This is a genomic window from Acidiphilium multivorum AIU301 (genome assembly GCF_000202835.1).
Lineage (GTDB): Bacteria > Pseudomonadota > Alphaproteobacteria > Acetobacterales > Acetobacteraceae > Acidiphilium > Acidiphilium multivorum.
This window is the reverse complement of sequence record NC_015186.1, coordinates 1,678,423-1,696,597: the sequence shown is the minus strand read 5'-3', so window position 1 is coordinate 1,696,597 and position 18,175 is coordinate 1,678,423. Positions and strand designations below refer to the sequence as shown.

Genomic DNA, 18,175 nt, shown 5'->3' with positions numbered 1-18,175 from the left:
CGTCTGCATGGCGACATGCGGTATTCGCTCCGCGCCGGTTGGGCAAGTCGGCTTGGGCGGCCGGCTTCTGTTCCGGCACATGACTTTGCCGGGAAATGACGATAGCCTGCCGCCATGGAAACGCAGAGCACGATCGACGCCGCCCGCGCCATTTTCGGCGACCGGCTCAGCCTGAACGCCAATATCCGCGAAACCCATGCCCATGGCGAGGCCAATGCAGCCACCAGCCTCCCGGATGCCGTGGTCTTTCCCGAATCGACCGAAGAAGTATCGCGGTTATTGCGACTTTGCCACGCGACGGACGTACCGGTGACGCCGTTCGGCGCCGGCACTTCGCTCGAGGGCCATGTGACGCCGGTGCGCGGCGGCATCAGCCTCGACCTCACGCGGATGAACCGCGTACTCGAGGTGAACGACGCCGATCTCGACGGACGGGTCGAGGCCGGGGTGACCAGGCGGCAGCTGAATACCTATTTGCGCGACCATGGCCTGTTTTTCCCGGTCGACCCTGGGGCGGATGCAACGATCGGCGGGATGTGCGCGACACGTGCCTCCGGCACGACCACGGTGCGCTACGGCACGATCCGCGACAATGTGCTCGGCCTTCGCGCCGTGCTGGCCGATGGCACGGTGATCGACACGGGCGGGCGGGTCCGCAAATCGTCCACCGGCTACGACCTCACTCGTTTGCTCATCGGCTCGGAGGGCACGCTCGGCATTATCACCGAGGTGCAACTGAAGCTGTATGGCATTCCAGAGGCGATCGGCGCTGCGGTGTGCGGCTTTGCTGACGAGCATGCGGCGGTCGCGGCGGTGATCGAGATCATGCAGACTGGCATCCCTGTCGCCCGCATCGAATTCGCCGACACGGCGCAGATGGCAGCCTCGATTGCCTATTCGAAGCTTGATCACCTGACTGCCGGCCCGACGCTGATGTTCGAGTTCCACGGCAGCGCGCAAGGCGTCGCCGAGCAGGGAGCGATGGCCGAGGAGATCGCGAGGGCGCATGGCGGTAGCGGCTTCGCCTTCGCGACCGAGACCGAGGCGCGCAACCGCCTCTGGCGGGCCCGGCACGATGCCTACTGGGCCGCCCGCGCGGCGTATCCCGGCATGGGCGCGTTTGCTACCGACACGATCGTGCCGATCTCGCGGCTTGCGGAGGCGGTCTCGCTGGCACGCGAGGCGGTCACCCGTTCCGGCCTTGAAGCCTGCATCGTCGGCCATGTCGGCGACGGCAATTTTCACGTGTTGATCCTCTACCCCGAAGGAGAGGAAGGGCGGGCAAAGGCATGGGAACTCGACCGCGAGATTGTTGCCCAGGCACTTGCGCTCGGTGGGGCAGCGAGCGGCGAGCATGGGGTCGGGCTCGGCAAGAGGGAGTTTCTGCCCCGCGAGCATGGGGCCGCAGCACTCGGCGTCATGCGCGCGATCAAGCAAGCCCTTGATCCGCGCGGTATTCTTAATCCGGGAAAGATGTTTCTCGACTGAAAGACGGCCTGGCCAAACGGGCCCGGCCGTCTTTCACGCGCCACTCAGTTGGCGTTGGCAGGTGAAGCCGGCGCCGCTGCGGCTCCAGCGGGCGACGAACCGCTGGCGGCCGCGACGGGTTGGGCGGCGATGCCAATATCGGTGACGCCCGCCTTCCGTGCGGCATCCATCACCGTGACGAAATGCTGGAAGGCAACCTTCTTCGACGCGGCGATGGTCACCTCGGTCTTGGCCGGATCGCCATCGCCCCGGAACAGGGCGGTGAGTTGAGCCGGAGTCAGCACCTGCGTCTTCACCTTGATGCTGCCGTCGTCGAGAATGTTGACGGTGAATTTCGGGTGCTTGAGGTGCTGGGTCTGTGTCGAGTTCGGCAGCTGCATCGGGATTCCGGCATCGGGGATCATCTGCAGCGTGACGATGATGAAGAATACCAGCAGGAAGAGCATCACGTCGATCATCGGAATGATCTCGACGCGCGCCTTCCGGGCCTCGAAATAGCGCATGTTCATTGCGTCAGGCCGCCACCACTGCGCGGACCGCGAGTTCGCCGCCGACATGGGGCACGACTGGCGCGCCATCGGTACGATTCAGCACCATGGTGCGGATCGTCTCAAGCTGGTGAATGATCAGCCGGACCTGGTTCTGCAGCATGTTGAAGGTCGCGAGGCCGATCATGGCGATAAAGATGCCGCACGCCGTTGCAACCAGTGCATCGGCGACGCCGCCGGTCACCTCTGCCGGCGCGTGGCCGGGCGTGGCGAGGATCGAGAAGGCGTGGAACATCCCGATGATCGTGCCGAACAGGCCGAGCAGCGGGGCGAGGGTGACGATCGTATCCAGCACCCACATCCGGCGGTCGAGCCGGGGCGCAACCAGCATGATCGCCTCATCCATGCGGCTGTTCATGCCGGCGTGGTCGGCGTCATTCATATGATTCAGGGCGGTGTCGAGCAGCAGCCCTTCGGGCATGCGGCCGGCAAAATCGCGCAACGCTGCAAGATCCTGCTCGTTCACCCGGCCCATGGCCGCCATCCGCCTGACGATCGAACCGCCCCGCAGGATCGCCCGGCGGAGATACCACATCCGGTCGATGATCACCGCTACTGCGATGACGAAAAGACCAGCGAGCACATAAAGCACACCGTCCGAATAATTTGCGAGATGAATGATGTAGCCAAAGGTCATGCCCAATCTCCGAGGTTACGCCCAAGACAGGACCCGGCCAGTTCCGGCTCAGGAGCCGTACTGGTCGGATCGGCTTGCCCGACAAACGACGCACATGGCGGTTCCGCCGCGCGGATGCCACACTGCCGCTCAGCCTTTAACCGAGCTGGCTGCTGCGTAGTGTGAAGCCTACGTGACAGTCATCGGTCCGTGCCTTGATGGCGCGCCCTTGTGCCGGCCCATGCACGGCACGACATCTGGCGTTCCGAAAGCAGGGAGCACTTCCGATGGACTACCGTCAGCTCGGCCGATCCGGCCTGAAGATTTCAACGCTGACGCTCGGCACCATGACGATGGGCGGGCGCGGCGTGTTCGAGAAGGTTGGCAATGTCGGGCGTGCCGAGGCGCGGCGGCAGATCGACATGTGCGTCGATGCCGGCGTGAACCTTCTTGATACGGCCGACATCTATTCCACGGGCGGTTCCGAGGAGATCATCGGCGAGGCTCTGGGCGGTCAGCGGCCTCAGGGACTGCTGATCGCGACCAAGGTAAGGTTTCCGATGGGGAAGGGGCCGAACGACCGCGGTCTGTCGCGCCATCACATCATCACCGCCTGCGAGGCCAGCCTGAAGCGGTTGCGCACTGACGTGATCGACCTGTACCAGGTGCACGAATGGGACGGGATCACACCGCTCGACGAAACGATGCAGGCGCTCGACACACTGATTCGTGACGGCAAGGTGCGCTACATCGGCTGCTCCAACTACTCGGCATGGCATGTGATGAAGGCGCTGGCCATCGCCGAGTCGGCGCATCGCGAACGCTTCGTGTGCCAGCAGATCCATTACACGCTGGAGGCGCGGGAGGCAGAGAACGAGCTGATCCCGCTCGCCATCGATCAGGGGCTCGGCGTGCTCGTCTGGAGTCCGCTCGCCGGCGGCCTGCTCTCCGGCAAGCACCGTCGCAACCAGGAAACGCCGGCAGGTACCCGCCAGCTCGCCGGTTGGAGTGAGCCGCCGATCCATGACGAGAGCCGCCTCTGGAACATCGTCGAGGCTCTCATTGAAGTGGCAGGCGCGCACGGCGTTTCTGCGGCGCAGGTCGCCCTTGCCTGGCTGCTCGGTCGGCCCGCGGTCACCTCGCTGGTGATCGGCGCGCGCAACGAGCAACAATTGGCGGACAATCTCCGCGCCGCAACGCTCGTGCTGACCAAGGAGGAGCGATCGATGCTCGATGCGGTCAGCCAGCGTCCGTTGCAATATCCCTACTGGCATCAGGCGCAGACCGCGAGGGATCGTCTCGGCCCGGCCGATCTCGCCTTGCTGGGACCGCATCTCTGAGCGACGTGTGAACCGCCCGCCAGCCGTAGAAACCTCAATTCCTGCCCGGCTCGACCGGCTGGCCTGGGGGCGGTTTCACTGGCTGGTGGTTGTGGCCCTTGGCGTCACCTGGATACTCGACGGGCTGGAAGTCACGCTGGTGGGCTCGCTATCCGGCGCAATCGCGAAATCGCCGGACATGCAATTGTCCAGCGCCGCTGTCGGTGGCCTGGGCAGCTCTTATGTCTCCGGTGCGGTGCTCGGTGCCCTGCTGTTTGGCTGGTTGACGGACCGGTTGGGGCGCAAGCGTCTCTTCACGGTGACACTGATCGTCTATCTCGCCGGCACGATCGCTTCCGGCCTTGCCTGGAACTATACCGCGCTGCTTGCCTTCCGCTTCGTGACCGGGATGGGCATCGGCGGCGAATACGCGGCGATCAACGCCACCATCCAGGAACTGGTGCCGGCCCGGTTTCGCGGCTTCACCGATCTCGTGATCAATGGCAGTTACTGGATTGGTGCGGCGTTGGGGGCCGCGGGCGCGCTCGCCGCGCTCGACCCGCAACTGGTGCCACCGGCCTATGGCTGGCGTCTTGCCTTCATTCTCGGAGGCTTCCTGGCTGCGACCGCACTGGCCCTGCGACGCCATATTCCTGAAAGTCCGCGCTGGCTGATGACCCATGGGCGCCCCTCGGAGGCGGAACAGATCGTCGCTGGCATCGAGTTCCGGTGCGGCCCGGTCATGCCGACGGAGTCCCTGCCGACCATCCGCCTGCGTACCGATGTCAGCAGCTGGTTCGGCATCGGGCTGCGAGCCCTGCTCGGGCGCTATCGTCGACGCGCCGTGCTCGGTGTGTGCCTGATGACTGCGCAGGCTTTCTGCTACAACGCGATCTTCTTCACATATGCCATTGTTCTTACGAAATTCTATGGCGTGCCGGGTGATCGGGTGGGGATGTTCATCCTGCCCTTCGCACTGGGCAATTTCGCGGGGCCGATGATACTCGGCCGCCTCTTCGATACGGTCGGTCGCCGCACGATGATCACCGCGACCTATGCCACCGCCGGGCTGCTGATGATCGCCACCGGGCTGCTTTTCGTTGGTGCCGATCTTTCCGCGACGGGGCAGACCGCGGCCTGGACGACGATCTTCTTCTTTGCCTCGGCCGCAGCGAGTTCGGCCTATCTGACCGTGAGCGAATGTTTCCCGCTGGAAATCCGGGCGGTCGCCATCGCGCTGTTCTACGCGTTTGGCACCGCTCTGGGCGGTATTGCAGGTCCTCTCCTGTTCGGGATGCTGATAGGCAGTGGCGAGCGGATCAAGCTGTTCTACGGGGATCTTCTGGGCGGCCTCCTGATGCTGGGGGCCGCCGCAGTGGAGGCGGCGATCGGCGTCGAGGCAGCGCGCCGCCCGCTCGAGTCGGTGGCGCGTCCGCTGTCGGAAGTCGATTAACTCAAGCCTGGGCGGGTGCGATCGGGCGCGGACGACCTTCGCTGTCGATCGCGACAAAGGTGAACACCGCCTTCGTCACCCGCCGCTCGCTCGCCGAATCGCGCGCCCGGCGCCAGGCCTCGACATTCACCTGGATCGAAGTCCGGCCAACCTTCAGAAGCTCGGCATAGACACTGACCTCGTCGCCAATCTTGACCGGACGGATGAAACTCATCGCATCCACCGCCACGGTCGCGATTCGCCCATGGGCGATCCGGCCCGCCAGATTCGACCCGCCAAGGTCCATCTGCGACATCAGCCAGCCGCCGAAAATGTCGCCATTCGCATTGGCGTCGGCCGGCATGGCGATGGCGCGCATCATTGGCGGCGTCGCTGGTGGCGACTCCGGATCGTCCGCCACGGCCATCAGATGTTCTTGTCCAGCCAGGCCTTGAGCACGCTCTTCGGCGCGGCGCCGACATGCTGCGCCGCCGGCTTGCCGTCCTTGAACAGGATCAGTGTCGGGATGCCGCGGACGCCGTACTGCGTCGGTGTCATCGGGTTTTCGTCGATATTCACCTTGGCGATCGTGACGCGCCCGGCATATTCGCTGCCGAGTTCCTCGAGCGAGGGGCCGATAATCTTGCAGGGGCCACACCATTCCGCCCAGAAATCGACCAGCACCGGCTCCTTCGAGTTGAGAACTGACGTTGAAAACTCCGCGTCAGATACGGCTTTTGTTGCTGCACCCATGATCCTGCTCCTTAAACGAGATGTTGATGGGGAGAATGGCGTCTCGCCCGGCGACGATCAAGCGGATGGCTGGTCCGGCTTGGGCGCATGTCGCGCGAGCCTTGCCGCGGGCACCGGCATGACATGGCCCCGCGCGGTCCAGACCAGCACCGCGTCGATCCGGCGGCCTGGATAGATCTCGGCAAGCACGGCGGCATAGGCCGCAAGCTGCGCCGCATAGGCTTCGGGAATTCCGGCCGGATCTGCTGGCGGCTGGCGATCGGTCTTGTAGTCGGCAATCAGCACCCGGTCGGGTAAAACCGCGAGCCGGTCGATCAATCCGCCGATCTCAACACCGCCGACGATGCCGGCGATCGGGGCCTCCGCGCGCGAGGCGGGGCCGAATAGCGCTGTCAGGTCCGGGTGATCGAGCACGCCAAAGACCGCGTCGATCACATCCGTCTGCTCCACATCGCCAAGCCGGTGACCGGGTTGCGCCAGATAACGGCGCGCGGCCTCCCGCCGGTCGCCTGGCGGGAGATCCGGCAGGTGCTGCAGCAGCGCGTGGATCAGCCGCCCGCGCGCCATGGCGGCTTCCCGGCCCGTGCCACGGCCAGCGAGCGGCGAGGCGGCGGCCAGACCGGTGCTTTCCCCCTCGGCACTCCTGCTGGGTACCAGCCGGTCGATGCGCTGTTTTGGTTCGGGCGGTGGTGCTGCGCGCCAGCCGGTTTCCGGACCGATCCATCCGGGCAGCGGCGCCGCAGTCGCCGTGCTGATTGCCGCAAGCCGGTCCGGCGGTGCGGATTGCGGTGCGGCATAATACAGCATCGTGCCGTCGAGCGGCGGTTCGGCCTCGATTTCGGCAACTCCATCGAGCCGTTCGAAACCGGCGCGCACGCTTTCATACCAGCAGGTCTCGGGGAGGCGGGATTTCGTCGCAGCACCGCAAACGATCAGATGGTCTTCCGCCCGGGTCAGCGCAACATAGAGAAGCCGATTGTATTCCTCGAATCCGCGGTCGGATGCACTGGCGAGAGCCTGGCGCACGGCGGCGCTGCGCATGTCGGCTCGCGGGCAAAAAATGGGAACCTCGCCGCCGCCTTGCGGTGCGTCGATCCAGTAAAGGAGATCGCGCGCTTCCTTCCCCCGCTGACCGGTGGTGTCAGGCAGGATCACCAGCGGCGCCTGCAATCCCTTCGCGCCATGCACGGTCATCAGCCGCACGGAATCGCCCGCGGCTTCCGCCTCCCGTTTCACCTCGGCTGCGGCGGCGTCGAGCGCGGCGAGGAAACCCTGCAGGCTCGGCGCTTCGTGCGTGCCATAGTCGAGGGCGGTGGCGAGCAACTCATCGAGAGGTTCCGCCGCCTCGGGACCAAGCCGGGCGAGCAGCCGCGCCCGCCCGCCCATCGGCCCCAGCACCTCGGCAAAGAAGCGGTAGGGGGTGACGAAATCCGCCCGCGCCTGCGCTTCGGCAATCAGGTCGCGAGCCGCCGCAAAGGCCGCGTGTTCGTCGGCGCGGGTGAATAACGCGTCGCGCAGCGTGCCTTTGCGGTCGAGGGCGAGATTCATCAATTCCTCGTCGGAAAGCCCGCCGAGGGGACTGGCCAGCACGGTGGCGAGTTCGACGTCGTCTTCCGGCAGCAGCACCGCGCGGGCGAGGGCGATCAGGTCGGCCACGGCGCGGGTTTCGGTCAGCACCATGCGGTCGAGCCCCGCGACCTTGACCCCCGCCTCCTTCAGCGCGCGGGTGAGCGCGACGCCGAATTCGTTCCGCTGCCTGACCAGGATCAGGATATCGCCGGGAGCGAGCACCCGGCCGCGAGACTCGAGACGCATCGTGCCGACATTTGCGGCAATCCAGCCCGCGACCGACCTGGCCAGTCGTCGCCTGGCCGAGGCCTGTTCGGCGTAGGTCTCGGCCGGTGCCCAGGCAGCGAGTTCGGGGTCGGGATCCGCCGGCACCAGCGGCCAGAGCGTGACCGAGCCGGCTTGTCCGGCGCGGCTCGCGCCATGCGCCAGCACCTCGTCCGGCATGACCACACCGCTGCGTGCCGGCCCGCGTTCGAATACCTTGTCCACCAGGGAGAGAATGGGCGCCGTGGAGCGGAATGATGTCGCAAGGCTGCCTTCGTGCCAGCGCGCGCCGGCGGCCGAGACGCGCGCTCCGATCCCCGCCCGCCAGGCGTCGAAACTCGCGAGATCGGCGCCCTGAAAGGAATAGATCGACTGCTTCCGGTCACCCACCGCGAAGACGGTGCGTGCGGTGCCGTCCCGCGCACCGGTGCCGGCGAAGAATTCCGCGACGATCGCGTCGATCACTTCCCATTGCGCCGGTGCGATGTCCTGCACCTCGTCAAGCAGAATGTGGTCGATTCCGCCGTCGAGCTTGTAGAGCACCCAGGCGGCACCGGGGTCGACAAGCAGTTCCGCGGCGCGGGCGATCAGGTCTGCATAGTCGAACCGCGCGCTACCCTGCTTCGCGCTCTGCTCGGCGGCTTGGATCGGCAACACGAGCTGGGCGAGCGCCGCCGAAAGATCGGCAAGACGGCGCGCCGCGAGCCGGTCTTTCGCGCGCAACAATCGCCCCTGTTCCGCCTCGATCGTGGCCTTGAGTGTGGGCTCCTCGGCGTCGAGCCCCTTGCTCACCAGCGAAGACATCGCGCGTGGGTCGCCCTTGCCGGTGAAGAAGCCGCTGATCCAGATATCCTGGCAGGCGAGGCGCGCCTCTGTTTCGAGATTCAGCCAGCTGAGCAGTTCGCCCGCCTTTTCACACGCCTTCGTCGAGCTCCGATCCTTGATGATGGAAAGAGCGCCACGGATCTCGCGATCGTCGAATTCGACGATCGCGCGGCGGATCGTTTCCTCGTCGTCATCCGGAGCATCGAGGGCCGCTGCCTGCATCGCCGCGATGATGCCGGCATCTGGGTGGCGGCTCACGAGTCGGGCAAGGCGGGCCTGCGCATCGGTCAGCATCCGGTCGGTCAGTCCGGCGAAATCGGTTTCCGAAATCTGCCCCGCGAGCAGACGCAGCGCGGCTTCGGCGGCGCGGCTGTCATCGCCGAGCACGGCCTCGCGCGCGCCGCGGCGGCGGACTGCGGCTTCGGCCTCATCGGCGACGGCGAAATGTGGCGAGATCTGCGCTTCCAGTGGAAAGCGGCGCAGCAGCGACTGGCAGAAGGCGTGAACCGTGTCGATCCGCAGGCCGCCCGGCAGGTCGAGCACCTGGCCGAACAGCATCCTTGCTCGATGCCTCGTCCCGGTATCCGCCGGCATGTCCAGCGCCGCGAGATCGGCATCGAGAGTTTCGTCCGTGGCGATCGCCCAGTCACCGAGCCGCCGGCGGAGGCGGATCGCCATCTCGGCGGCGGCGGCGCGGGTGAAGGTGAGGCAGAGAATGCGGCCCGGCGTGGCGCCGGAGAGCATCAGCCGCAGCAGCCGGTCGGTCAGCAGTTTGGTCTTGCCCGAGCCGGCCGAAGCGCCGACGAAGGCCGAGATGGAAGGGTCGGAGGCCGCGCGTTGCGCCGCCTCGGCTGCTGCGATCGCGCCGCTCATGCGTCCTCCTGCCATTCGGCGCGCCGGGAAATGCCGGCGAAGGGCTGGTCATAGGGTTTGCGGCCCGGATGCGGCGCGTCGAGAAACGGTGTCGCCGGGTCAGCATAATAGGCGAGCAGGGCAGGGATCTGCGTCCGCGCCGCGTCGATCACCGCCCGGAGTGGCCCGGCATTGCCGCCGAACAGCGCGCGCGTTTCACCTTCCGTGGCGCCGCCCGACAGTTTCCAGTAGGCGAGTTCCGTTACTTTGCCGGTGAAGCCGGGAAAGCCACCGGCCTCCGCGATGACCGCCTCGATCGGCAATTGTGGCGCGCTGCCTGCCTCCACCGCCTTGTCAGCGGGCGGGCTGCCGGTCTTGTAATCGATGATCGCGAGGGTCTCGCCCCGGCGTTCGATCCGGTCGGCACGCCCCTTCACCGTGAAATGGCCGAACCGCCATTCGCCGGGTAGTTCCACCTTGATGTCATCCGCCTTGCCCAGGTCGGCAAGCCTGCCGCGCTCGATCTCGACGATCCATTCGGCGATCCGTTCGAGCCGCACGAGCCAGAACGCCTCCAGCGCACGGCGCAGGCGCTTGCCGCGCAGTTCCGAGGTAAATGCGTGGGCGAGTCGTGCCGCCGCATCCGGCGCGGACGCCCAGTCCCGCGTGCGGGTCACCGCTTTCAGCGCATCATGGGTGATAGTGCCGAACAGTGCCGCATCGGTTTCCGCCTGCAGCGGGTTGAGCGTGTGCAGATCCAAGACCTCGCCGGCATAGATCGCATAGGGGTCGCTCAGCAGCGTCGTGACTTTCGAGATCGAATAGGAGATGGGCCTTGCACGGGCCGGCGGGCGCGGTTCCGGCCGGGGCCGGGCAATCCGCAGTGTCGGCTGGTCGAGCCTGGTCGACCAGTGGCTGGCGGGATGTTGCTTCAGTGCGCTGCCGGCCCCGCGCAACGCAAGGTCGATCCGCGCCAGAAAGCGCGAAGGTACCGCCGGCGCGCGGCCCCGCCGGCGCGGCGCCGACAGGATCACCTCGTCGCATGAGGCGATCAGGATGCCGAGATCGTGCGCGGCCTCGCCGATCCGCTCGGCATCGTCCGGCAACCGCGCGGCGCGCCGCATTGGGCGCGAAAGCCAGGGGCCTGGCTCTGGTTCGGCCGGAAACACGCCCTCGACCAGCCCGCCGAGAACGAGCGTGTCGACCCGTTGCAATCGCGCCTCCATCATGCCCCAGATCGCGACGCGCGGATTGGCGTCGCGCGCTCTGGGGCGGCGCAGCCGGGCGTTGCCGAGCACCGCGTCGAGCAACGGCACGAGTTCCGTCGCCTCGACATCCGGCAGGGCATCGAGCGCTGCGATCTGAACGGCGAGATGTTCGGACAGCGCCGCCCCGGCCTCGCCGGTCCAGAGTTCGTCGGCGATCGCCTCCGCTGCCTCCACCAACCCGGCGAGAAGGCTGGCCGGCGACGTCTTCGCCGGGCCGAGCGACAGCGGGCGAAGGCTGACCTGCAGGTCGGCGAGAAAGGTCGAAAGCGCCTCGTCCGGTTTGGTTGAGTGATCGGCGGCATGGCGCATGGCCGAAAAGCCGGGGCCGGGCAGGGCGGCGCGGAGCAGCAGGTCTAGCCGACGGGCGAGGGCGCGGCATCGTCCCGCCGGCAGGCCGGCATTGACCAGGGGGTGTTTCAGCAGCGCCAGAAGCGGCACGGCATCGTAGTCGCTCGCGGCGGCGGCGGCGAGCAGGCGCAGCAGCACCGCGGGCGGTGTATCCGCAAGCCGCTCCCCTGCGCTGTCCTCGGCGCGAATACCGAGCCGTTCGAGTTCGGCGGCGACACGCTGGGCCAGGCCGCGATCCGGCGTAACCAGCGCGGCGTGACGCCCTGGCGTTTCGAGCGCGTGGCGCAGGGTCAGCGCGATGGCACGCGCCTCGTCCTGCTCGTCCGCTGCATCGAGTCGCCAGAGTCCGTCGGCCGATGCGGCGGCAATATCCGCTGCCGGCGCCGTGGGCAAAAAGGCGCGGCGCAGGAGTGCAACCCGTGTCTCGCGGCCGGTTGCACCGCCTTCTCGCAGAGGTGCAACCTCTTCGCGTCGCACGCCGATCGCTTCGGCAAGGCGGTTCAGTCCGGCCTGGGGGTGGGTCGGCGTGTGATCGAGCATCGACCAGGCTTTATCGGGCAGATCGGGATCGAACCCCGGCAGCACCACGCAACCGTGCGGCAGGCCCGCGACGACTCTCGCCAGGCGCCCGAGGGCCGGGGGGGCCGCGGCAAGCCCGGCGAGCCAGACCGGATGCGCCGGCGGCGTGAGGCGCCAGCGTTCGGCTTGCGCGTCGATCAGCATGCGCTGGCGGACCGCCGGATCGACAGCACCGCGTTCGGCGAGAATGGCAGGCCATGTCCTTGTCACGATCGAGAGGAAATCCAGCGTGCGCTGCCAGTGTTCCGCAAGGTCCGGCGCCACGATTCCGGGCAGCGTCTCCGCAAGGTCGATCTCGGCCTGGGCGGCGGTGTCGAGCAGCAGGGCGAGATCGTCCGCGAGCAGGAGCGCGGCGGCGAGGGTGGTCGGCGCGCCGTCGCGCCCGCCCATGCCGAGGATGAGCCTGGCGAGGATCGCCCGGCGTTCCTCGGCCGTGATCGCCGGCGGCAGGTCGAGCCCGGCGAGGATGCCGAGTGCCGCTTCATCCGCCGCCCCGATGGCGGCGATGCGGGGCATGATCAGTGGTCCGCCCTTGGCGTCGAGAAAGGCGGCGGCGGCGGCGCGGGCGGCGCGGCGGGTGGGCAGGAACAGCACGCCATCGGCCGGATCGCGCCCGTCACGCGTCGCCTCATCGAGCCACGCGCGGGCGAGTTCGGGCAGGAACGGACGGTCGGCGCTGATGAAACGCACATGGGGCGTCATCGCATGAGCCTTTCGAGCAGCGCATCCGGCCCGGACGCGGTAGCCGTGCGGGTATTGCCCTCGCCCCAGCCCAGCGCGAGCGTGATCGCCTCGCGCGGGGCGAGCGGGCCGAGCCGGTCTGGCCACTCGATGAGGGCAATGCCGGCCAAGGCGGCATCCAGCCCGAGTTCGGCGACGTCGTCCGGTCCGGTGAGACGCCAGAGGTCGAAATGCGTCACCGGCGGGTCAAGTTCGTAGGTCTGTACCAGGGTGAAACTCGGGCTCGGCACATCGAGCGAGGCATCGCCCGCGCGGGCGCGGATGAAGGCGCGGGCAAAGGTCGATTTTCCCGCGCCCAGATTTCCCGAGAGCAGAAGCGCATCGCCCGCCCGTGCCCGCACGGCCATCGCCTGCGCGAGAGCGACGGTCTCAGCCTCGCTGCCAAGCGTCATCTTCCGAATCGCCATGGCGCGATCCTGCCCGATCAGATCGTCTTTGCAAGTTGACCCGCGCGCGGTTTCGGCTAGGCATGGGGCATGGCAGAGACGATCACCACCGATGTGGCCATTATCGGCGCGGGCCCAGCCGGCCTGTTCGCCGTTTTCGAGTGCGGGATGCTGAAGCTCGGCACCGTGCTGATCGACGCGTTGGGCGAGGTGGGCGGCCAGTGTGCGGCGCTCTATCCGGAAAAGCCGATCTACGACATTCCCGCCCTGCCGGCGATCGAGGCGGCAGGGTTGATCGAGAATCTGGAGCGGCAGATCGCGCCCTTCGCCGCGCCGCGCCTGCTCGGCCGGCTCGTGACGGCGATTTCCGGCAGTTCGGGCGATTTCACGATCGGCACCGACCTGGGCGACATCGTCCGCGCGAAGGCCATCATCATCGCAGCCGGTGCGGGGGCATTCGGCCCGAACCGTCCGCCGCTGGAGGGACTCGCCGCCTACGAGGCGAGTGGTGCGGTGCAGTATTACGTGAAGCGGCGCGAGGCGTTGCGCGGCAAGCGGGTGGTGATCGCCGGCGGTGGCGACTCGGCGGTGGACTGGGCGCTGGCGCTGTGCGGGATTGCATCGAGCATCGCCGTGGTCCACCGGCGGCCGAAATTTCGTGCCGCGCCCGAAAGCGCCGCGCAATTGGCCGAAGCGGCGGCGCGGGGCGACATCGACCTCGTCATTCCCTATCAGTTGCATGCGCTGCATGGCGCCGATGGTGCGCTGCGCACGGTCGAGGTCGCCGATCTCGACGGCGCAACCCGGCATCTCGAGGCCGATGTGCTGTTGCCGTTCTTCGGTCTCGCCACCGATCTCGGGCCGGTCGCGACCTGGGGGCTTGAGCTTTCGCTTCATCACGTTCTTGTGACCCCCTCGACCTGCGAGACCAGCACGCGCGGCATTTTCGCGATTGGCGACGTTGCGCAGTATCCGGGCAAACTCAAGCTGATCCTGCAGGGCTTCTCAGAAGCGGCGATGGCGGCCCACGCGATCCATCCGATCGTGCATCCGGACGAGGCGCTGCATTTCGAGTATTCGACATCGAAAGGTGTGCCGGGCACTGCCTGAGGCCAACCAGTTCACGTCAAAGCGTCCTGACAAACCGCGACCTGCTTCCCGATCCCGGGCATTGGGAGGATTCGCCGATGCGTATCCACGCTGGACTGGGGCACTGTTGGCAACCGGGGGAGTCGGAGACCGCTGCCGACAACCTGCGCCTCGATGAAATCGCGGATGACGTCCGGCAATAGACCGCAAGCGCCTGTCGCCCCCATCCCAGGATTCTGTCCCGTTGCCTGCGCGATCGGGGGATATAGCAGGAACTTCATTATAAATCAGATAATTGTCCGCAGCAATTCGATGGCAACATCAAATGGGTGCGTGCCCCCGACCTAGCCCAAGTTCCTTCACCCGGGAAGGCGCTCGCAGTTCACCGGGTTGCGGCTTGCGTGCGATCTCCGAAACGGGGCAGGTCTTGCGGCCTCGGCGGAAGGCAACCCTGCCGTGGTGCTCGGCCGTCCTGACCCCGCTCTGCAAGACGCTGGCAGCAATCGCAGCAAAGGCGGCAGAGGGCGGTCGGTAGAAAGCTGGACGGCCCCTCCGACCGGCTGTTCTCCGTCCAGTTCCCTGTCTGAGCCGTCCGGGAGCTATGAAAAGTCCGGCTTGCGCTTCTCGATGAAGGCCGCCATGCCTTCGCGCTGGTGGGGTGTGCCGAACAGCGGAAGGAAGCTCGCCCGCTCGTATCTCACACCCTCGGCCAGCATGGTCTCGAAGGCGGCGTTGATGCTGCGTTTGGCCTGGAGGAGGGCGACGGGAGACATGCCGGCGATGCGCCTGGCTAGCTTCATCGCCTCCGGCATCAGGTCCGCGGCCGGCACCACGCGGGCGACGAGGTTGGCGCGTTCGGCTTCTTCGGCATCCATCATCCGGCCGGTCAGGATCATCTCCATCGCCTTGGATTTCCCGATGGCGCGGGTCAGGCGCTGGGTGCCGCCGGCACCGGGGATCACGCCGATGGCGATTTCCGGCTGGCCGAACTTCGCCGTGTCGGCCGCGATGATGATGTCGCACATCATCGCCAACTCGCATCCGCCGCCGAGCGCATAGCCCGATACCGCCGCGATCACCGGCTTGAGCGTCGTGGTAACGACTTCCCATGATTTTCCGATGAAATCGTCGAGGCCGGTTTCGGGCCAGCTACGGTTCTGCATTTCCTTGATGTCGGCGCCGGCGGCGAACGCTCTGTCCGATCCGGTGAGCACGATGCAGCGGATTGACTTGTCGGAATCGAAGCCGCGCAAGGCGTCGGCGAGTTCGCTCATCAACTGGTCGCACAGCGCGTTCAGCGACTCCGGGCGGTTCAGCCGGATGACGGCCACGGCGCCGTCGGTTTCGGTCACAATCATCTCGTAGGGCATGGAATCCTCCGCTCTGCTGGCGTCAGGATGGCTGATTTGACCCCGGATGCAAGCCGCGAGGTCGGTCCGGGTGCGCATCAGCCATTGACGCGACCACGGCGCGTTCGTCAGGTATAGGGGGGAGAGACAGACCGAGGCCCAAATTGCCCTTGACCGCCGTTCGCGAATTGCCGCTCGATCAGCTTCTGCTTGGCGATGCCGTCGAGATGATGCGCATGCTGCCGGATGCGTCGATCGACTGCGTCTTCGCCGATCCGCCCTACAACCTGCAACTCCGTGGCGAATTGCGCCGGCCGGATGACAGTGTGGTCGACGGTGTTGACGACGACTGGGACAAGTTCACCGATTTCGCGGCCTATGACGAATTCTCGCGCGCCTGGCTCTCTGAGGCGCGGCGGCTGATGCACAAGGACGCGACGATCTGGGTGATCGGCTCCTATCACAACATTTTCCGCCTCGGCGCGATCATGCAGGATCTCGGGTTCTGGATTCTCAACGACGTGATCTGGCGCAAGACCAACCCGATGCCGAATTTCCGCGGCCGGCGCTTCACGAATGCGCACGAAACGCTGATCTGGGCGGCGCGGGAGCCGAAATCGCGTTACCGGTTCAACTATCAGGCGATGAAATCGCTCAACGACGATACACAGATGCGCAGCGACTGGACGATTCCGCTCTGCACCGGCGGCGAGCGGCTGCGCAACCAGCACGGCCTCAAGCTGCATCCGACCCAGAAGCCGGAGGCCCTGCTGCACCGCGTGATCCTGGCCGCGACCAACCCGGACGACGTGGTGCTGGACCCGTTTTCTGGCACCGCGACGACGGCGACGGTGGCCAAGCGGCTCAACCGGCATTTCATCGGCATTGAGCGTCATCCCGCCTACGTCGAGGCCGGCTGGGCGCGGCTGCGGGAGATGCGGGCGGCGCCGGCGCATCTGACCAGGCCGATGCCGAGCCGCAGAGAGGCGCCGCGCATCGCCTTCGGCGTGCTGGTCGAGCGCGGCTTGGTCCCGCCAGGCACATTGCTGCATGACAGGCTGCGGCGGGTGAGCGCCACGGTCGCGGCGGATGCCAGCATCATCGCCGGCGCGCATCGCGGCTCGATCCATCAGGTCGGTGCCGCGGTTCAGAACGCCGCAAGCTGCAATGGCTGGACGTTCTGGCATATCGAGCGCGAGGGGAGGCTTGTCGCACTTGATCATGTGCGCGAAACGTTGCGTCCATGACCTCCACCCTTGCCTCGATGACCGGCTTTGCCCGCCACGCGGGCAGCCACGACAATGCCAGTTTCGTCTGGGAAATCCGCAGCGTGAACGGTCGCGGGCTCGATCTTCGGATGCGCCTGCCCGCGGGGCTGGATGGGCTCGAGCCGGCGCTGCGCGAGGTGGCCGGCAAGCGGTTGAAGCGCGGTAATGTGTCCGCCACGCTGACGTTGAAGCGCGAGTCCCAGGCGGCGATGATGGTGGACGAGGCGGCGCTGGAAGGGCTCCTGCGCCATGCGCTTGCATTGTCGGAGCGGATTCCGGGTGCGATGGTGCCGCGCGCCGAGGCGCTGTTGGCGTTGCCTGGCGTCATCCGTCCCGCTCCCGCCGAGGATGTCGCGGAAGATGCGGAGGCCGCCCGGCAAGAGGCTCTTGCCGCCACTCTGGCCGCCGGCTTCGATGTTGCCATCGAAGCGCTCGATCGTGCGCGGCGTGACGAGGGCGGTCGGCTTGCCGTAATCGCCGCGGATCTGCTCGGCGCGATCCGCCGCCTGGTCGCCGCGGCGCGTGCTCATGCACCGGAACAGGCGGCTCAGCACCGCGCCCGGCTGCAGGGCGCGCTGGCCGATCTGCTCGGCGATTCCGACCCGGTGCCGCAGGAGCGGCTGGCCCAGGAAATCGCGCTGCTCGCCACGAAATCTGACGTGCGCGAGGAACTTGACCGGCTGGATGCGCATGTCGAGGCGGCGCATGCGTTACTCGCAGAGTCGGCACCGGTCGGCCGCCGGCTCGATTTCCTGATGCAGGAATTCAACCGCGAGGCGAACACGCTGTGCAGCAAGTCGGCGTCGCTGCAACTGACCGCCATCGGGCTCGACCTCAAGGCAACGATCGAGCAGCTGCGCGAACAGGTTCAGAACATTGAATAGGCGCGGCCTCTGCCTCGTGCTTGCAGCGCCTTCTGGCGCCGGCAAGACGTCGCTCTCTCGGGCGTTGCTTGCCGGTGATTCACGGCTGTCGCTGTCGATCAGCGCCACCACCCGCGCGCCGCGCGATGGCGAGCAGGAGGGGGTGCATTATTTCTTCCGTACCCCGGAACAGTTTGCGGGCATGGTCGCGGCAGGCGAATTCCTTGAGTATGCGACGGTGTTCGGCCGGTCCTACGGCACGCCGCGCGCGCATGTCGGGGAGATGCTGGCGGCGGGCCGGGACATCCTGTTCGATATCGACTGGCAGGGCTTTCGCCAGCTCAGGGCCGCGCTGCCGCGCGATGTGGTTGGCGTATTCATCCGCACGAGCAGCCTTGAGGAACTTCATCGCCGCCTTGTGGCGCGTGGCGATGATCCCGCCGCGATCGCGATGCGGATGGAGGAGGCCGAGGACGAACTCGCGCATCAGGGCGAATTCGATTTCATCATCGAAAACAACGATTTCGATACGGCTCTTGGCGATCTTTCGGCGATCCTGCGGGCGGCGCGGCTGATGGCGTCTCGTATGGCATGAATGCTTGCCTGTCAGAGGCAAGT

At 66.8% G+C, this 18,175-nt stretch carries 15 protein-coding genes; 7 read left to right on the top strand and 8 right to left on the bottom strand.

Annotation, left to right across the window (positions count from 1 at the left end):
• Positions 1-114: 114 nt before the first annotated feature.
• Complete coding sequence (locus tag ACMV_RS07475; protein ID WP_011942259.1) at positions 115-1,488, top strand: FAD-binding oxidoreductase; 1,374 nt, start codon at positions 115-117, stop codon at positions 1,486-1,488.
• 44 nt (positions 1,489-1,532) lie between these two features.
• Here ACMV_RS07475 and ACMV_RS07470 read toward each other — a convergent pair whose 3' ends face one another.
• On the bottom strand, positions 1,533-1,997 hold the full coding sequence (locus ACMV_RS07470; protein ID WP_007421880.1) for an ExbD/TolR family protein: 465 nt from the start codon (positions 1,995-1,997) through the stop codon (positions 1,533-1,535).
• A gap of 4 nt (positions 1,998-2,001) precedes the next feature.
• Positions 2,002-2,673 (bottom strand): MotA/TolQ/ExbB proton channel family protein, encoded by a 672-nt coding sequence (locus ACMV_RS07465; RefSeq protein ID WP_011942258.1) that lies wholly within the window; start codon positions 2,671-2,673, stop codon positions 2,002-2,004.
• 266 nt (positions 2,674-2,939) lie between these two features.
• Here ACMV_RS07465 and ACMV_RS07460 point away from each other — a divergent pair, with 266 nt between their 5' ends.
• Positions 2,940-3,992, top strand: coding sequence for an aldo/keto reductase (locus ACMV_RS07460; protein WP_007421882.1), 1,053 nt, complete (start codon positions 2,940-2,942; stop codon positions 3,990-3,992).
• 7 nt (positions 3,993-3,999) lie between these two features.
• Positions 4,000-5,424 carry an MFS transporter gene (locus ACMV_RS07455; RefSeq protein WP_013640023.1) on the top strand — a complete coding sequence of 475 codons (1,425 nt, stop codon included), beginning with the start codon at positions 4,000-4,002 and terminating at the stop codon, positions 5,422-5,424.
• A gap of 1 nt (position 5,425) precedes the next feature.
• Here the strand turns inward: ACMV_RS07455 and ACMV_RS07450 are convergent, their stop codons facing one another.
• From ACMV_RS07450 to tsaE, 5 genes are read right to left on the bottom strand one after another with little or no spacing between them, the layout of a single operon-like run.
• The gene (locus ACMV_RS07450; RefSeq protein ID WP_013640022.1) at positions 5,426-5,830 is read right to left on the bottom strand and encodes an acyl-CoA thioesterase; all 405 of its coding nucleotides are present in this window, start codon (positions 5,828-5,830) and stop codon (positions 5,426-5,428) included.
• Positions 5,830-6,156, bottom strand: coding sequence for a thioredoxin (gene trxA, locus ACMV_RS07445; RefSeq protein ID WP_013640021.1), 327 nt, complete (start codon positions 6,154-6,156; stop codon positions 5,830-5,832). Before trxA ends, ACMV_RS07450 begins: the two co-directional genes overlap by 1 nt.
• Before the next feature lie 57 nt (positions 6,157-6,213).
• Positions 6,214-9,687 (bottom strand): double-strand break repair helicase AddA, encoded by a 3,474-nt coding sequence (gene addA / locus ACMV_RS07440; protein ID WP_013640020.1) that lies wholly within the window; start codon positions 9,685-9,687, stop codon positions 6,214-6,216.
• The gene (gene addB / locus ACMV_RS07435) at positions 9,684-12,563 is read right to left on the bottom strand and encodes a double-strand break repair protein AddB (RefSeq protein ID WP_013640019.1); all 2,880 of its coding nucleotides are present in this window, start codon (positions 12,561-12,563) and stop codon (positions 9,684-9,686) included. Before addB ends, addA begins: the two co-directional genes overlap by 4 nt.
• Positions 12,560-13,009 (bottom strand): tRNA (adenosine(37)-N6)-threonylcarbamoyltransferase complex ATPase subunit type 1 TsaE, encoded by a 450-nt coding sequence (gene tsaE, locus ACMV_RS07430; protein ID WP_013640018.1) that lies wholly within the window; start codon positions 13,007-13,009, stop codon positions 12,560-12,562. Before tsaE ends, addB begins: the two co-directional genes overlap by 4 nt.
• 69 nt (positions 13,010-13,078) lie before the next feature.
• Here tsaE and ACMV_RS07425 point away from each other — a divergent pair, with 69 nt between their 5' ends.
• Positions 13,079-14,098 (top strand): NAD(P)/FAD-dependent oxidoreductase, encoded by a 1,020-nt coding sequence (locus ACMV_RS07425; protein ID WP_007421889.1) that lies wholly within the window; start codon positions 13,079-13,081, stop codon positions 14,096-14,098.
• 578 nt (positions 14,099-14,676) lie between these two features.
• On the opposite strand, the gene ACMV_RS07415 is transcribed toward ACMV_RS07425, so the two are convergent.
• A complete protein-coding gene (locus tag ACMV_RS07415) occupies positions 14,677-15,447 on the bottom strand; it encodes an enoyl-CoA hydratase-related protein (protein WP_007421890.1) in 771 nt (256 codons plus the stop codon).
• Positions 15,448-15,653: 206 nt separating this feature from the next.
• Here ACMV_RS07415 and ACMV_RS07410 point away from each other — a divergent pair, with 206 nt between their 5' ends.
• From ACMV_RS07410 to gmk, 3 genes are read left to right on the top strand one after another with little or no spacing between them, the layout of a single operon-like run.
• On the top strand, positions 15,654-16,673 hold the full coding sequence (locus tag ACMV_RS07410; RefSeq protein WP_172637347.1) for a site-specific DNA-methyltransferase: 1,020 nt from the start codon (positions 15,654-15,656) through the stop codon (positions 16,671-16,673).
• Positions 16,670-17,578: a YicC/YloC family endoribonuclease gene (locus tag ACMV_RS07405; protein WP_013640017.1), complete on the top strand. Its 909-nt coding sequence runs from the start codon at positions 16,670-16,672 to the stop codon at positions 17,576-17,578. The genes ACMV_RS07410 and ACMV_RS07405 overlap by 4 nt, the downstream gene beginning before the upstream one ends.
• Positions 17,571-18,152 (top strand): guanylate kinase, encoded by a 582-nt coding sequence (gmk, locus tag ACMV_RS07400; protein ID WP_011942249.1) that lies wholly within the window; start codon positions 17,571-17,573, stop codon positions 18,150-18,152. The genes ACMV_RS07405 and gmk overlap by 8 nt, the downstream gene beginning before the upstream one ends.
• The last annotated feature ends 23 nt before the right edge of the window (positions 18,153-18,175 follow it).

Bases quoted from the DNA above. Each gene is read 5' to 3' on its own strand.
- ACMV_RS07475 (WP_011942259.1), top strand. From the start codon at position 115: ATGGAAACGCAGAGCACGATCGACGCCGCCCGCGCCATTTTCGGCGAC.
- ACMV_RS07470 (WP_007421880.1), bottom strand. From the start codon at position 1,997: ATGAACATGCGCTATTTCGAGGCCCGGAAGGCGCGCGTCGAGATCATT.
- ACMV_RS07465 (WP_011942258.1), bottom strand. From the start codon at position 2,673: ATGACCTTTGGCTACATCATTCATCTCGCAAATTATTCGGACGGTGTG.
- ACMV_RS07460 (WP_007421882.1), top strand. From the start codon at position 2,940: ATGGACTACCGTCAGCTCGGCCGATCCGGCCTGAAGATTTCAACGCTG.
- ACMV_RS07450 (WP_013640022.1), bottom strand. From the start codon at position 5,830: ATGGCCGTGGCGGACGATCCGGAGTCGCCACCAGCGACGCCGCCAATG.
- trxA (WP_013640021.1), bottom strand. From the start codon at position 6,156: ATGGGTGCAGCAACAAAAGCCGTATCTGACGCGGAGTTTTCAACGTCA.
- addA (WP_013640020.1), bottom strand. From the start codon at position 9,687: ATGAGCGGCGCGATCGCAGCAGCCGAGGCGGCGCAACGCGCGGCCTCC.
- addB (WP_013640019.1), bottom strand. From the start codon at position 12,563: ATGACGCCCCATGTGCGTTTCATCAGCGCCGACCGTCCGTTCCTGCCC.
- tsaE (WP_013640018.1), bottom strand. From the start codon at position 13,009: ATGGCGATTCGGAAGATGACGCTTGGCAGCGAGGCTGAGACCGTCGCT.
- ACMV_RS07425 (WP_007421889.1), top strand. From the start codon at position 13,079: ATGGCAGAGACGATCACCACCGATGTGGCCATTATCGGCGCGGGCCCA.
- ACMV_RS07415 (WP_007421890.1), bottom strand. From the start codon at position 15,447: ATGCCCTACGAGATGATTGTGACCGAAACCGACGGCGCCGTGGCCGTC.
- ACMV_RS07410 (WP_172637347.1), top strand. From the start codon at position 15,654: ATGATGCGCATGCTGCCGGATGCGTCGATCGACTGCGTCTTCGCCGAT.
- ACMV_RS07405 (WP_013640017.1), top strand. From the start codon at position 16,670: ATGACCTCCACCCTTGCCTCGATGACCGGCTTTGCCCGCCACGCGGGC.